Below are 14,258 nucleotides of genomic sequence, written 5' to 3'. Positions count from 1 at the left end.
GGAATCGCGCAACCACAGTACCTCCTTTAGTCCTAAGTATAAAATTTAATTTTTTTTCTTTTTTCATGGAATATCTACATAACAAAGTAAGAAATAACAAAATAAATACTAAACAAACTCCCTCTACACCCTTTTTATGGTATTAATGTGCAACTCATTTAAATTCTGATTTACATCACGAATACACAAAAAGGCCCATGTCTTCTCTTTAGAGAAAACATGGGCCTTTCATCACTTCATATATCTTAATCCATATAACCTGCGAGTCCTTTTTTCACAAGATAATCCATCTCTGTATCCAAAATATTCTCCACGGTCAACTCGTCCAGCTTAACATCTTTGCGACTCATGACGTAATCCACAAGATCATCACTGTCGATGTCAATATCTCCTTTGGCGCCTTTATGTGCATTATCGATATATACTTGCTCATGCTTCAGCACGAGGCGAATGTTCTGTGGGGTGGCCTTCGTTTGGCTCACAATATAATCGACAAGCTCCTGCTCGTTTAGTGTTTTGTTCATTGTTCTCAGCTCCTATTTATTATATTATCGCCATTGTAACACAGAAAGGAGGGATCAGATAAAACGCTCCGTGACCCTGTTTTATATACACCCTATTTGTCCAAAATGTATCTGGTAGGAAATATTTTTCAGAATATATAAACAGGAATACACAACTCTCTTCTCGAACTGTTGTTAATGAAGTTGCAACTTATCTGAATACAATGATGGAGGTAACCATGGAGAACACTGGACTCGGGGGAAAAAGCATCATTCTCAGACTTGAAATGAACACCCAGGAAATCAAATTCGGACAGGTCGCTGCTACCATTTTTGAAGCTGGCGGCGATATAGTAGCGATCGATGTTATTCAGGCCAGCGGGCATATCACCGTCCGCGATATTACGATTACGGTCACAGATAGCGTTGATATCAGCAAGATCACTACCGCAATCAAGAACTTACAAGGTGTCCGGCTCGTTAATATATCGGACCGAACCTTCCTGCTGCACCTGGGTGGAAAAATCGAAACCCAACCCAAAATACCGATTCAAAACCGTGACGACCTGTCCCGTGTATATACGCCTGATGTAGCCCGGGTATGTTCGGCTATTCAAGAAGATCCAAGGAAAGCATATACTTTAACAATTAAAAGAAATACAGTTGCCGTCATTTCTGATGGAAGCGCCGTACTAGGACTGGGTAATATCGGTCCCTATGCCGCCATGCCTGTCATGGAAGGTAAGTCGATGCTATTCAAACAACTTGCTGGCGTTGATTCCTTCCCCATTTGTTTGGACACGCAGGATACAGAGGAGATCATCTCCTGTATCAAAGCGATTGCACCAGCCTTTGGTGGTATCAATTTGGAGGATATTGCTTCTCCGCGCTGCTTCGAAATTGAAGAAAGACTACGCGATGAACTTGATATTCCGGTCTTCCATGACGATCAGCATGGGACAGCCGTAGTGTTGTATGCTGCACTAATTAACGCTCTTAAAGTTGTAGGCAAAACCATTGATCAAGCCAAAGTTATTGTCTGCGGTATCGGGGCAGCAGGGGTTGCTTGTAGTAAAATACTGTTGTCCGCAGGAGTTAAAGAAATTATCGGTGTAGACCGGGAAGGCGCCCTAGCATCCGGGAACAGCTATAGTAACAGCATGTGGCAATGGTATGCCGAGAACACCAATCCACATCGTGTTCAAGGTTCATTGCGGGATGTCATTAGAGGAGCCGATGTATTTATAGGCCTTTCCGCAGGCGGACTGCTTACACGTGAGGATGTGCTCTCGATGGCCGATAAACCTATCGTGTTCGCAATGGCTAACCCGACGCCAGAGATCCGTCCAGAAGAGGTAGAGGATATCGTAGGCGTCATTGCTACTGGTCGTTCGGATTATCCGAACCAGATTAACAATGTGTTATGTTTCCCGGGAATTTTCCGTGCAGCTTTGGACTGTAGAGCAACAACGATTAACGAGGAAATGAAGTTAGCAGCTGCAGAAGCAATCGCCTCTGCTGTATCCGATGAGGAACGTAATCCTTCGTATATCATTCCTAGTGTTTTCAACCAGAATGTCGTTAAAGCTATTCGTGAACTCGTTGTGAAAGCAGCGATCCGTTCCGGCGTTGCCCGAAGATATCCAAGAGAATAAACCCAGCCTCTCTAAAGACCGGATGACTATAACTCACCCGGTCTTTTTATAATAATTCTCTAGGCGTCCTGCACATTAGCGAGTTTGAAATAATTCGATTACACCTAAAGGAGTAAATGAAATGAAAAAAAGCACGCTCGTTCGAAAATTCAACAAGCAGGCGTCCATGTATGAGAGAAACAGTAGACAGCGTACACTTGGCGAATGGCGAAGTCGTCTGCTTCAAGATCTTGATGGAAAAGTGCTGGAAGTTGCTGTCGGCGCCGGGGCTAATTTCCCTTATTACAATCGGGAAACGGTTGACCTGACCGCTGTTGATTTCAGTCCAGAAATGCTAAAAAGCGCACAACGAATGGCCGCGGATCTGGATCTCAAGGTATCATTCCAGCAGCATGACATCGAGACACTTCAGCTTCCTGAAAGATCCTTCGACTGTGTCGTATCCACCTTATCTCTGTGCGGATACGATGACCCTCTGCAAGTGGTAAACAAGCTAAACCGCTGGTGCAAGCCGGGAGGACGCATTTATTTGCTCGAACATGGGATCAGTCATATCAAGCTGCTTGGCATAACACAGCATCTCCTCAATCCCGCTGCGCGCCGTATATCCGGCTGCCACTTTAATCGGGATATTCTTGGTATCGTGCAATCTTCAGATATAGAGATTATAAAGACGGAGCGCTATTATGGTGGTATGGTTCATCTCATATGGGCAAGAGCTACTTAGACGACAGCGATTATGCCTTCAGATCCGCTACTTCCAATTCCACACCTCAATCTGGCCTAATCCGAAGTTGTGAAATGCGGGTACTTCTTTCAATTTTTCCAGTTCTCTAACAGGTCCGGTAACGACCGCACCGTACACTTGGATACCGTTATTCTTCAGAAACGTGAGCCGCTGTTTATCCTCCTGTACTCCATTATAATTCACATGCGTAGTTAACCACTCCAAATCCTTCATCATTTGTTGGCTAGCCATATCAATATCATCTGTGCTTATGCTCGTGGCTTCTGTTCTCCCTAACCCGTCTTCTGAGTAACTGAAAAAGGGCCGAAGGGTTAAATGAGGTACATACATGGAATCACCGCTCGTTGAATAGTTAGATAGTTTCACTTCCTTCATTTCTCCCGAGTACATGGGCATTGCTGTGATCCACAGATCATAGTCAGACAAAAGCTCAGCGAGCTGCTGGGGCGGCATTGCCTTAGTTAGCGTAAAACTCATCTCCGACACAAAACCGTCCTCAATATGACCCAATTGTTTAATCGCTTCTTCTTCCCTCTTTAGAGCCTTCTCCCCACCTCCATAAATAACAGACATCGGTACCCAAAGATTCAACGTATTGCCGTTTAAATATTGAGGATTATCGTCTAATGTATACCTGATCTCACCGAACAGACTTTGTTCTGCGTGCAATTCACCTATGATTCGTTTTTGTTCTCCGACTTGTCGATATACTTTTGCAGTGATCGATTGTTTAAGCAGCGGGCTCACCTTAATTAATCTGATATCTTTATCTACTTTCAATCCATCCCCATGCAACTCTACAAGGGTGATAACAGCACGCTCGAACTGAAAGCTTTTTCCTGATCTGTCAAAATAGAAGTAAGTTAATCCCCTGTATATCGAAAATAGGAAAAATACCAAAATTGCAATCCCAATTATCCTTATACCCAGCTTGATCCTGTTACTCCATATCATCCGGCGCTTCTTCTGCTCCAATGATTCCGACGAGAATGCTTTTGTTTCAGTCATCTTCACATCACCCATAGACACGCTTTCCCCCATTCTTTTATCTGTATAACCCCCCTTCCCTCTAAAAGTTATAATGTACAACAAGAAAAAACGCCGTATCCGCGGCAAACAGCCGCAAATACAGCGTATATACTTAATCATTCATATTATTAATTCTTATCCGTTGAATCGTCCCAGCACTCCACATTATGGAGACCTTCAATACTGTTTTTTGTGAAAACAGGATCAAGTCCCGCTTTCTTCTGTTTCGTATAGTCTTTAAGCGCCGCAATCGCGAACTTGGAGAGCAGTGTGATCGCGATCAAGTTCACAATCGCCATCATACCCATAAACAGATCAGCCATATTCCACACTAACTGCACACTGGTTACAGATCCGAAGAGCACCATACCAAGCACACAGCCTCTGTATAACCATACCCAAATTCGCTTGGAGTTAAGGAATTCAATGTTAGTTTCTCCGTAGTAATAGTTACCCAGCAGAGTACTGAAGGCAAACAAGAAGATCATAATCGCCAAGAAATCGGAAGCCCATGAGCCGAGCTGCATGCCGAGCGCAGCCTGAGTCAACTCAATGCCATCCAGCCCGGTCTGCTTGTACGCACCTGTAAACAAGATAATAAAAGCAGTACTTGTACAGATAACTAAAGTATCCATCAATACGCCAAGAGACTGGATGAGTCCCTGCTTAGCAGGATGGCTTGTCGTTGCTGTTGCTGCAGCGTTTGGTGCGCTACCCATACCCGCTTCATTTGAGAATAGACCACGCTTGATCCCGTTCATGAGGGCCGCACCTACGGCTCCCCCGAAAGCTTGCTCTAAACCAAACGCACTTTTCACGATAAGAGATAGTACCTCTGGCAATTTAGTAATATTAGCTACTACAATGAACAACGCCGTACCAACATAAATAACAGCCAAAACAATGACGATCCATTCGGACCATTTCGCGATTCGTTTCACGCCGCCAAAAATAATGACTGCAAATACCAGAGCCATAATGATTCCAAGCGTAAATCGGTCAATACCGAACGAATTCTCAAAAGCAACACTAATCGTATTGGACTGAACGGCATTAAATACAAGACCGAAGGACAACGTGATGAGCACAGCAAACAGCGCCCCCATCCAGCGTTTCTTTAAACCAAGCTCCATGTAATAAGCTGGTCCTCCGCGGAAACCGCCTGTCTTGTGATCTCTAACCTTGTATATCTGAGCTAAAGTACTCTCGATAAAGCTAGATGCCGATCCAATAATCGCAATGACCCACATCCAAAATACAGCTCCGGGGCCACCAAGCGATATAGCCAGTGCAACACCTGTAATATTTCCTGTCCCCACACGGGCTGCCATACTAATCGCAAAAGCCTGGAAAGAAGAAATACTGTCTGACCCACGATCCTTGGATTCTCTTATAACACGAATCATTTCATTAAACAGACGAAATTGCATAAATTTCGTTCTGAAAGTGAAATACAGACCTCCACCGATCAGCATAATAATTAACAGTTTCGACCAAATGAAATCATTCAAAATATCAATATAGTATTGTAATGTCTGCTCCATATGATGTTCCTTTCGTTCAAAATATAGTCTTAAAATAACAATCTGAAAATCATATTATAACCTGCTAACTTCCCTCAAAAACAAGAGGTTAATTATGGAATGGAAAGCAGGCTCTGTATAGCCAATCAAATAAGACCATCCCATTGATCGATATCAATTAGGATGGCCTAAAGTTCTACATCATATTTCTATTGTTGTGAGATTCCTGTATAAATCAAGATGGCATCTCGTAAAAATTCCGCCGAACCAGGCTGCTCTGCATCATAATATGCCTTAAATCGCTCATCCTCTACATACATTTGGGCAAGACCCGCATGCGCTTCTTTGCTGTAATCACTCCAATAAAACATAAGCCATTGTTTGTGAAGATCTGCTGCTTGTTGAGCCAATTCCCCAGCCGGATCCCCTTGCTTGAGAGCCTCAGCAAGTGTAACTTTCACTTCATTTTCAAGGCGAGTAACCTCTTGATATCGCTCAGGTGTCATTCCCTGCAGCTTAACATTGGATCGATCAATCGCGTCATCCCCATATTTTTTACGAATTTCTTTACCATACTTCTTCTCATTATCATCAATCATTGTCTGCTTAAATCCTTCAAACTTCTCTTGATCACTCATCAAACTTCCTCCTTCTGCGGATGCAATTGTCTTATCCACATTCCCTATTAATAAATCCAACTGTCTTCTTTTATCCAGAAGCTGCTCTCGATGCTGTCGAAGGGCAACCACAGGATCAAAAGAAGGTGATGTCATGATTTCTTTAATTTTGTCCAGATGTAGCCCGAGTTCTCTGTAAAATAAAATTTGCTGCAATCTGTCCACTTCTGCCTGCCCGTATATACGATAGCCTGACGAGCTCAATCTCTTTGGCTTCAAAATACCAATCTCATCATAGTATCGAAGCGTTCTAGTACTTATCCCTGCAAGCTGTCCCAGCTTCTGAACGGTGTATTCCATGGGTTCACCTCCTGACAACTTCACTCTACACCTTAACGTAACGTAAAGGTCAACAACTATTATTCTCTAACCTTAAAAAAATCGATACCTGTATAGGTACCGATTTTTGTCTTTCAACTACTTCATTACTGTCCTTTGTTCTCCTTCAGCTTGTTAAGTTCAGCTTTGACTCTTTCATGTGCTTCAAACTCATCCAACTTTCCTTGCGCCTGAAATCCAGGTGAACCATAATACGGAATACTCTGTCCCGCCTCCAAGTTACGCACTCTTTCTTCCACACGGGTAAAGCCTCTTGTTAGCCTATCCATGTCAAGACTCCCTACAACGGATGAGGCCGTCTTCATCGATTGAGCGGCATGAATGCGAGATTCGAGAAAGAACAAACGATTCAGCAAATCCTGATGCATATCCGTCAATTGAACAATTTGCTCTCTCAATGCCTTTACGTTCTGACGTATGACTTCCCGTTGCAATTCATATTCTTCTATCATCTGCTGATGATAAAGCTTGTCCTGAACGGCCATTTCAGCTATGGATTCCTCTTCACGTTCTATGGCCAGCTCCGCTTGGCGAAGCCTTTTCACAGCCATTTCTTCAGACCTTGCAATCATTTTGTCATACTGCTGCTCAGCAGTGAGCTGTTGTAACAATGCCTGACGAGTCTGATCTAACTGTTCCTCTACCTGACGGATATACTGCTTGGCCATACGAATCGGATCCTCCATACGGTCCAACATATGATTCATATCAGCTGTTGCCATCTCTTTCACTCTTGTAAAAATACCCATTATTGTTTCTCCTCCTTATAATTGCGCTTCTCCCATTCATCAAGCAATCTGCCACGTTCATAGGATGATGTTACAGGTACATTCATCCTGCTCACTGGATATTCTCCTATGAAAGGCTGGTTTCCATAATTGTCGTTTATACGTTTCATTCTTCCTTGAGCGAGGAACAGCAAAAGCATTACAACCAATCCCCAGAATGGAGTTAACAGACTCATTAACGACAATCCAGTCAGCACAGCTCCTCCCCATTTCAACAGCCCTGTTGCCTTTGCCCAAACAACAGCAAATACACCAAGCAGAACGACTTTTATCAATACCATAGCGATAGCTGACATCCCCATCAGCCCTAATCCATGATGAGATTTAAAGTGGTAGCCCCATCCTCCTTGACCAAATTGATGTCCCCGTCCAAATCCGCGGGGCATATCTACATGTCCTAGATGAGCTATATAACCAATGGTCTTAAGACCAAGCCATATGAATACAATTGCGGAAATCCCGATCCATAACCACGACATTCCCCGTTTCTGTTTCATCTCTCCTCTTCCTTTCCTTTCTCAAGTTCATTGATTTACTGCAGTGGAGGACGAATCCGAGCTGGCTGCAAATGTTTTATTCTGCATATACCCGGCCCCTCCTAAAACCACGCTGGCAGCAATGCTGCCTATTAATACTTTTCTTCCAACATGATTCATACTTCGTCGCTCCTTTTATTTGGTTTGTTGTGTCTTACATAACCGAGTATAGGGCGATAACCTGAGAAAGAACTTAGAGGCAGATTATGAGACGCTTAGGCTTGGCTGAACGTTCACTGAAAATGTCTAAGTAACTTCAAATAAAAAATCCTATTAAGTCAAGGAGACTTAATAGGATCATGCTGTATTTTATGAGTTAGACGGATATGCGCTAATTTTCGAATGGAAAGCCATAATGATGTAATCAGTACAATCTCGAATATATTTGTTGCTGCTGAACTCTGGATAGGAATAGGAACCGCGCTGCCAATCGTCATAATGAGCGTGCCCCAGAACAACACAGAAGTAACCTTCCTCTTCCACAGTATTATTCCAGCCGTAAACAACGGGATTAAGATGAGCATAACCATAAGAGGGGGACCCGATGATTCCTCTGCTGGTACATAACGCAAGGCTCCATACTCCAGAATAGGCTTTAGCGTCAAAGATACAGTTTCCGTAGCAACTTCCAGTACGATGAGCGCTGCTGTGAAAATCCACGTTCCCCATCGAGCCACCCGTTTGTGAGCCCAGCGACTACCTGAGCGTTGAATCAGCCCTAAAGAGACGATAGTTAATAATGGGGTACAGAAGGCGTGCAACCAAAATCGGACCAGATTCAATTTCTCTAATAACTCCCCTTCTCCAGCCCATTTTCCTATACCCATAATGCCGTTATCCCATACTAGTGCCGCCGTGACGATAAGTAACAGATACTGAAGACCAGGTGAGTTATCCTGCTTCCAAAGCACAATCCCCCAAACGAACAATAATACATATAACATAGCAATAATTATGTACAAGATGGAATCCACATCATCTCCCCTTTCGGCGTAACGATATTCTTTTAATCTTTATGTACCCTCCCTACGAAAAAATAACGCCTGTATGACAATTTTTGTCCATCGTTCATCATAAACTGGCGAGAGAGTTATACATTTATTTCTTATAATGAAAGCGTTACACCCCTACTCATGAAAAACTTAATATTTTCACTAAGGAGGTTACGATGAAAAAGCTTCGCATTGGAATGATCGGATACAAGTTTATGGGGAAAGCACACAGTAATGCCTACCGTGCATTGCCAATGTTCTTCCCTCATGCCACCAAACCTGAAATGGCCGTCATCTGCGGCCGTAACCAAGAAGCGCTGGAGCTTGCTGCTTCCCAGTTTGGGTGGGCAGAAACAGAAACCGATTGGAAGACATTAATCTCCAGAGATGATATCGATATTATTGATATTAATGCACCTAGTAATGCACATAAAGAAATTGCACTTGCTGCTGCCAAAGCAGGTAAACATATTTTCTGCGAAAAACCTCTCGCGCTGACTTTGAGTGACGCACGGGAGATGCTGCAGGCTGCAGAAGAAGCTGGCATTAAACATATGACCGGTTTTAACTACCGGTTCTCCCCTGCTGTTCAGCTCGTTAAGAAGCTTATCGATAGTGGAAGGCTAGGGGGAATTTATCATTTCCGCGCTTGGTTCTTACAGGATTGGATCTTAGACCCGGACTTCCCGCTCGTCTGGCGGTTGCAAAAGGATATCGCAGGTTCAGGTTCACACGGCGATCTGGGTGCACACCTGATTGATCTGGCTCATTATCTCGTCGGTGAACTAGACGAAGTGATCGGGATGAGTGAAACCTTCGTTAAAGAAAGGCCGATTGCTGAAGAAATGACTGGCCTCAGTGCTAAAGGCAGCAAGTCTGCTCCCAAAGACAAAGTCACGGTGGATGATGCCACTTTGTTTATGACCCGCTTTAAGAATGGTGCGCTTGGTAGCTTTGAAGCTACCCGCTTTGCTGCAGGACACCGATCCACAAATTCTTTTGAGATTAATGGTAGTCTTGGCAGCGTTAGATTTGATTTTGAGCGCATGAACGAACTTGAAGTTTACTTCACTTCAGATGACGAAGATGTGCAGGGATTCCGCCGCGTACTAGCAACTGACCCTGCTCATGCCTACTCGGAAGCTTGGTGGCCTCCCGGTCACACCATTGGATTTGAGCATACCTTTATACACGAAATGCTGGAGTTTACTAGCGCCATTGCGGAAGATAGACAACCCGAACCGAATTTCCATGATGGTGTTAAGTGTCAGATCGTTCTTGAGGCTGTTGAACGATCCATACAGGAACGTCGCTGGATGAAAATTTCTGAATTATAACAACGGATGGAGATGCAGTTACGATGAAAAAAGCACTGATCGTGTGGGGTGGCTGGGACGGACATCAACCACAGCAAGTGGCAACGATTTTCGCAGAAATTTTGAAAGAGCACCAGTTTCAAGTCGAGGTTTCAAATACACTTGATGCCTTTGCAGATGGAGCTAGTCTGAAACAATTAGATCTAATCGTGCCCGTGTGGACAATGGGAGAAATTCCACAGGAGTATGTACAGAATGTATCGGAAGCGGTACAGAACGGTACCGGACTCGCAGGATGTCACGGTGGAATGTGTGATTCATTCCGTAACAATGTGGACTGGCAGTTTATGACCGGCGGACAGTGGGTAGCTCATCCCGGTAATGATGGCGTGAAGTATTCCGTAGAGATTAAGCAGAGCTCCAGCCCACTCATCCAAGGAATTGAAAATTTCACAGTAGAGTCAGAGCAATATTACTTACACGTAGACCCAGCAGTCGAGGTGCTTGCCACAACCCGCTTCCCTGTTGCTGACGGTCCTCACCGGTTCAATAAGGCTGTCGATATGCCAGTTGTCTGGACAAAGCGCTGGGGACACGGAAGAGTGTATTACAACTCACTAGGTCATCAGGCAAACATTGTCGAACTTCCAGATGTTAAAGAACTGATGACTAGAGGATTGTTATGGGCGGCAGAAGGCAAAGCAATAGCTGAGACGGATTAAAGGAGATCACAATCATGCAAACTACCATCAAAGTCGGCATCATCGGATGCGGTAACATTAGCGGTATCTACTTGGAGAACTGCAAAAAATTCAATACTCTGGAACTCATCGCTTGCGCCGATCTCGACCTTGAAAAAGCGAGAAATCAAGCTGACAAGCACAATATCCCATTGGCGTGTTCTGTTGAAGAGCTTCTTGCCCATCCGGAAATTAATCTCGTGATCAATCTTACAATTCCAGCTGTTCATGCTAAGGTGAGCCTGCAAGCGCTAGAAGCCGGCAAGCATGTCTATGTAGAGAAGCCGCTTGCGCTAACACTTGAAGAAGGACAGCAAGTGCTGAAGACCGCTGCTGAAAAAGGCCTGCTTGTAGGCAGCGCGCCAGATACTTTTCTCGGAGCAGGGATTCAAACGGCTCTGAAAATGATTAACGAAGGTGCCATTGGCCGTCCTGTCTCGGCCACCGCCTTCATGATGAGCCGCGGTCATGAATTCTGGCATCCTGATCCGGAATTTTATTACGCAGATGGCGGCGGTCCGATGTTTGATATGGGTCCCTATTATTTAACGGCTCTCATTCAACTACTCGGTCCTGTACGAAGAGTAGCTGGTATGACAAGCAAAGCTCTGCCTGAGCGGATCATCACGAGTGAGAAAAAGTATGGTCAGCGCATTCCCGTTGTCGTTCCAACCCATGTTGCTGGAACCATGGAGTTTAATAACGGTGCCATAGCAACGATGATTACCAGTTTCGATATCTTCGGTGGCAGTACGCTTCCTCATATTGAAATTCACGGTACCGAAGGCAGTTTGCTCGTTCCAGACCCCAATGGATTTGGAGGAACCTTAATGTACCGGAAGCTCGGCGAGAAGAGCTGGACGGAACAGCCTTTAATCCTGGGACATGACAGTAACAGTCGAGGAATTGGACCTGCAGACATGGCAGATGCCATAATGAATAACCGACAACATCGTGCAAGCGGTGAGCTAGCCTATCATGTACTGGAATCAATGTGGGCCTTCCAGCTCTCATCTGATTCAGGCAGCTATTACTACATGAAGAGTACATGCGAACCTGCAGAACCACTAGTAGGACAGCCGTTTTACGAAGTAACGATATAAGATTCAAAACATTGATTTTCCAAAAATTATAAATTACAATGTAACTAATCAAACAACGGAGGTGTTCCAATCATGATGATGACCGTGTTCTTAACCGCTATTCAATAAGTATAATTGAATAGCGCCTGTGCTTGAAATGGATGACACTAATTAGAGAAATTTCGATACGTCGATAGACGTTTATTTCTCATTAGCATTCTCAAGCATAAGGTCTCAAAAGAACTCGATCATCATAACTACGATTGGAATGTACCGCTCTTGGCAAGGGTGTTTTATACTGCTTAAGACGGTTCTAAGCCGTGACTGATCCCGGAGGGTTCGTCACGGCTTTTTTGTGTTCTTTTGACCGAGTTCATCAAACATTTGAATGGAGATGATCTTTTGAAATCATTTAAATTAAGTATGGATGTTTATAGTGCTAAGGAAAAATTAACAACTATTCTTGGCAGTCCTATAACTAGTCTCTCCCCTATAGAGATGGGGGAACTTAGCAAAGTGTTCAGTTTCGAATGCAACGGTCATGCGTACGTGGCTCATTTTAAAGAAACAAAGGATTCATTGGTAAAAGCAAACTATATATATCAAACCTACGGTTCCCGGCTACCCATTCCAAAGGTTATCGAGGTTGAGGAACTAGACGGTATATTCATTTCGATAACAGAAAAAGCTGCCGGAAAGCCCATAAGCACCTTCTCTCCCGTCCAGCAAGAATTTATATTGAGGGATGTAGCCAGACAATTAGTTAAGTTAGGTCAACTGGACATTAACCAAACCCTAGGTTACGGATGGATTTCTCCAAAGGGTAAAACCACATCCACATCATGGACCGAGACCATCGAGAAGTTCTTTGCGATTGATCCAGATGACTTTTATCAAGATTGGACACGGTTATACGAAGAAAGTTTTTTGGAACGACCGCTATTTGAGGAGGGCTTCTCATCTATGATGAAGTTACTTCGATATGCCCCTAAGAGCCCGCTGCTTGTACACGGTGATTTTCATCTAGGCAATATGCTGTCCGATGGGAACAAGGTTACAGGTATTGTGGACTGGGAGATGGCTATGTATGGTGATTTCATGATGGACGTTGCCGGTCTTCACTTCTGGCATCCTGCGCTCGATTTTCCTCGAAAAGTACAAGACATATGTAGATTACACGATATAGACATTCCTCATTTCGAAGAACGTCTTCGCTGCTACATGCTGTTTAAAGCGGTAGATGGTCTCCGTTTTTATGCTAAACAGGATGCCAGACCGAGCTATGATTATATAAAAGGTCGATTGAAGACTCTCCTTCTGGACAAATAGAATCATCTTATCTATGATGAAATTGCTGGAAGGATCCTTATCCTTATCCTTATCCTTATCCTTTAGACCTAACGACGTATGGTGGTGAACGTGAAGCATGAAGTTCTTTTATCAGGATTGGCATTTTGACAGCGAGCTGCCGATGAAGATCTTTTCTCAAAACGATATAAGCTTCCATGCCCACTGCCATCCGGAAGTTGAGCTTATTTATGTGGAGTCTGGTTCTCTAATAATCGGCGTGAATGAGGAAAAACGGCGGGTTTCCCAAGGGAATTTAGTCGTGTGTGGGAGCAATGATATCCATTACTTTGAGAATGACGGGTCAGATTCGAAGGTTATCGTTCTCATTTTCAAACCAGAGCTTCTTGGAGGTTTGCGCATATGGCCCGACGAATTCCAATTCACCTCACCATATGTGACCAGCAACATAGAAACAGAGCATGTAAGCAAGCTAATGTATTCGATCCTTCAGGAAAACAACAAGAAATCATTAAATGGCTTCGCCATGATTACTAAAGGGCTACTACTTCAGTTATGCGGGATGCTGCAAAGATACATTCCTTCACTTCCACAGGACAAGGAACCTCTCGAACAAAGAGCCCGAATGCAAAAGATTCTTTCATATATAGAAGAAAATTGCTGCACAGAGATTACACTGGAATCCATCGCTCGGCATTTCAATATGGATCCTCATCATTTCAGCCGGACCTTTAAGTCCACACTCGGAATCAACTTTAAGACCTATTTAAATACGGTTAGAATATCACTCGCAGAAATAAAATTAGAGTCAACTGAAGCCAGTATCACAGACATTGCACTAGAGTGTGGATTCTCGAGTATTCGCACATTCAATCGGGTGTATAAATCCTTGAGAGGACGAACACCATCCAAATTACGCAAATCATAAATCATACGTAAGTTTGGCATTATTAAATCTAAAAAAAGCCTGCGCTCCCTAGATAACATCCGGGAGCAGCAGGCTTTCATTTGATGTCGTTATA

General features: G+C 43.8%; 14 protein-coding genes. 7 read left to right on the top strand and 7 right to left on the bottom strand.

Annotated elements, in window-relative coordinates; genetic code table 11:
• Positions 1-245: 245 nt before the first annotated feature.
• Positions 246-524, bottom strand: a complete 279-nt coding sequence (locus ACFQV5_RS16960) for a hypothetical protein (RefSeq protein ID WP_379248536.1) — start codon at positions 522-524, stop codon at positions 246-248.
• A 218-nt stretch (positions 525-742) separates the two neighbouring features.
• Here ACFQV5_RS16960 and ACFQV5_RS16955 point away from each other — a divergent pair, with 218 nt between their 5' ends.
• Positions 743-2,158, top strand: a complete 1,416-nt coding sequence (locus tag ACFQV5_RS16955) for an NAD-dependent malic enzyme (RefSeq protein ID WP_379248535.1) — start codon at positions 743-745, stop codon at positions 2,156-2,158.
• A gap of 121 nt (positions 2,159-2,279) precedes the next feature.
• The gene (locus tag ACFQV5_RS16950) at positions 2,280-2,885 is read left to right on the top strand and encodes a class I SAM-dependent methyltransferase (RefSeq protein ID WP_379248534.1); all 606 of its coding nucleotides are present in this window, start codon (positions 2,280-2,282) and stop codon (positions 2,883-2,885) included.
• A gap of 27 nt (positions 2,886-2,912) precedes the next feature.
• Here ACFQV5_RS16950 and ACFQV5_RS16945 read toward each other — a convergent pair whose 3' ends face one another.
• The 6 genes from ACFQV5_RS16945 to ACFQV5_RS16920 all read right to left on the bottom strand — a co-directional run bounded on the left by ACFQV5_RS16945 (position 2,913) and on the right by ACFQV5_RS16920 (position 8,772).
• Positions 2,913-3,914 carry an anti sigma factor C-terminal domain-containing protein gene (locus tag ACFQV5_RS16945; protein ID WP_379248533.1) on the bottom strand — a complete coding sequence of 334 codons (1,002 nt, stop codon included), beginning with the start codon at positions 3,912-3,914 and terminating at the stop codon, positions 2,913-2,915.
• A 149-nt stretch (positions 3,915-4,063) separates the two neighbouring features.
• Complete coding sequence (locus ACFQV5_RS16940) at positions 4,064-5,479, bottom strand: alanine/glycine:cation symporter family protein (protein ID WP_379248532.1); 1,416 nt, start codon at positions 5,477-5,479, stop codon at positions 4,064-4,066.
• 188 nt (positions 5,480-5,667) lie between these two features.
• A complete protein-coding gene (locus ACFQV5_RS16935) occupies positions 5,668-6,435 on the bottom strand; it encodes a MerR family transcriptional regulator (RefSeq protein WP_379248531.1) in 768 nt (255 codons plus the stop codon).
• Between the two features lie 125 nt (positions 6,436-6,560).
• Complete coding sequence (locus ACFQV5_RS16930; protein WP_379248530.1) at positions 6,561-7,223, bottom strand: PspA/IM30 family protein; 663 nt, start codon at positions 7,221-7,223, stop codon at positions 6,561-6,563.
• Entirely contained in the window at positions 7,223-7,759 is a 537-nt protein-coding gene (locus ACFQV5_RS16925) for a hypothetical protein (protein ID WP_379248529.1), read from the bottom strand. Before ACFQV5_RS16925 ends, ACFQV5_RS16930 begins: the two co-directional genes overlap by 1 nt.
• Before the next feature lie 317 nt (positions 7,760-8,076).
• Complete coding sequence (locus ACFQV5_RS16920; RefSeq protein ID WP_379248528.1) at positions 8,077-8,772, bottom strand: hypothetical protein; 696 nt, start codon at positions 8,770-8,772, stop codon at positions 8,077-8,079.
• Positions 8,773-8,966: 194 nt separating this feature from the next.
• Here ACFQV5_RS16920 and ACFQV5_RS16915 point away from each other — a divergent pair, with 194 nt between their 5' ends.
• The 5 genes from ACFQV5_RS16915 (at position 8,967) to ACFQV5_RS16895 (ending at position 14,164) form a co-directional block, all read left to right on the top strand.
• A complete protein-coding gene (locus ACFQV5_RS16915; RefSeq protein WP_379248527.1) occupies positions 8,967-10,127 on the top strand; it encodes a Gfo/Idh/MocA family protein in 1,161 nt (386 codons plus the stop codon).
• A 23-nt stretch (positions 10,128-10,150) separates the two neighbouring features.
• A complete protein-coding gene (locus ACFQV5_RS16910) occupies positions 10,151-10,828 on the top strand; it encodes a ThuA domain-containing protein (protein ID WP_379248526.1) in 678 nt (225 codons plus the stop codon).
• 14 nt (positions 10,829-10,842) lie between these two features.
• Positions 10,843-11,949 carry a Gfo/Idh/MocA family protein gene (locus ACFQV5_RS16905; protein ID WP_379248525.1) on the top strand — a complete coding sequence of 369 codons (1,107 nt, stop codon included), beginning with the start codon at positions 10,843-10,845 and terminating at the stop codon, positions 11,947-11,949.
• 381 nt (positions 11,950-12,330) lie between these two features.
• Positions 12,331-13,257 (top strand): phosphotransferase, encoded by a 927-nt coding sequence (locus ACFQV5_RS16900; RefSeq protein WP_379248524.1) that lies wholly within the window; start codon positions 12,331-12,333, stop codon positions 13,255-13,257.
• Between the two features lie 97 nt (positions 13,258-13,354).
• Complete coding sequence (locus ACFQV5_RS16895) at positions 13,355-14,164, top strand: AraC family transcriptional regulator (RefSeq protein WP_379248523.1); 810 nt, start codon at positions 13,355-13,357, stop codon at positions 14,162-14,164.
• Positions 14,165-14,258: the final 94 nt, after the last annotated feature.

It is taken from the genome of Paenibacillus sp. GCM10028914, from assembly GCF_042666275.1.
Lineage (GTDB): Bacteria > Bacillota > Bacilli > Paenibacillales > Paenibacillaceae > Paenibacillus_AQ.
Note: the sequence above shows the minus strand (reverse complement) of the source record. Positions and strands in the feature narration are given on the sequence as shown.

Excerpts from the sequence above, each read along its gene's own strand:
- ACFQV5_RS16910 (WP_379248526.1), top strand. The coding sequence starts at position 10,151 with ATGAAAAAAGCACTGATCGTGTGGGGTGGCTGGGACGGACATCAACCA.
- ACFQV5_RS16960 (WP_379248536.1), bottom strand. The coding sequence starts at position 524 with ATGAACAAAACACTAAACGAGCAGGAGCTTGTCGATTATATTGTGAGC.
- ACFQV5_RS16950 (WP_379248534.1), top strand. The coding sequence starts at position 2,280 with ATGAAAAAAAGCACGCTCGTTCGAAAATTCAACAAGCAGGCGTCCATG.
- ACFQV5_RS16925 (WP_379248529.1), bottom strand. The coding sequence starts at position 7,759 with ATGAAACAGAAACGGGGAATGTCGTGGTTATGGATCGGGATTTCCGCA.
- ACFQV5_RS16935 (WP_379248531.1), bottom strand. The coding sequence starts at position 6,435 with ATGGAATACACCGTTCAGAAGCTGGGACAGCTTGCAGGGATAAGTACT.
- ACFQV5_RS16915 (WP_379248527.1), top strand. The coding sequence starts at position 8,967 with ATGAAAAAGCTTCGCATTGGAATGATCGGATACAAGTTTATGGGGAAA.
- ACFQV5_RS16895 (WP_379248523.1), top strand. The coding sequence starts at position 13,355 with ATGAAGTTCTTTTATCAGGATTGGCATTTTGACAGCGAGCTGCCGATG.
- ACFQV5_RS16955 (WP_379248535.1), top strand. The coding sequence starts at position 743 with ATGGAGAACACTGGACTCGGGGGAAAAAGCATCATTCTCAGACTTGAA.
- ACFQV5_RS16940 (WP_379248532.1), bottom strand. The coding sequence starts at position 5,479 with ATGGAGCAGACATTACAATACTATATTGATATTTTGAATGATTTCATT.
- ACFQV5_RS16905 (WP_379248525.1), top strand. The coding sequence starts at position 10,843 with ATGCAAACTACCATCAAAGTCGGCATCATCGGATGCGGTAACATTAGC.
- ACFQV5_RS16945 (WP_379248533.1), bottom strand. The coding sequence starts at position 3,914 with ATGACTGAAACAAAAGCATTCTCGTCGGAATCATTGGAGCAGAAGAAG.
- ACFQV5_RS16930 (WP_379248530.1), bottom strand. The coding sequence starts at position 7,223 with ATGGGTATTTTTACAAGAGTGAAAGAGATGGCAACAGCTGATATGAAT.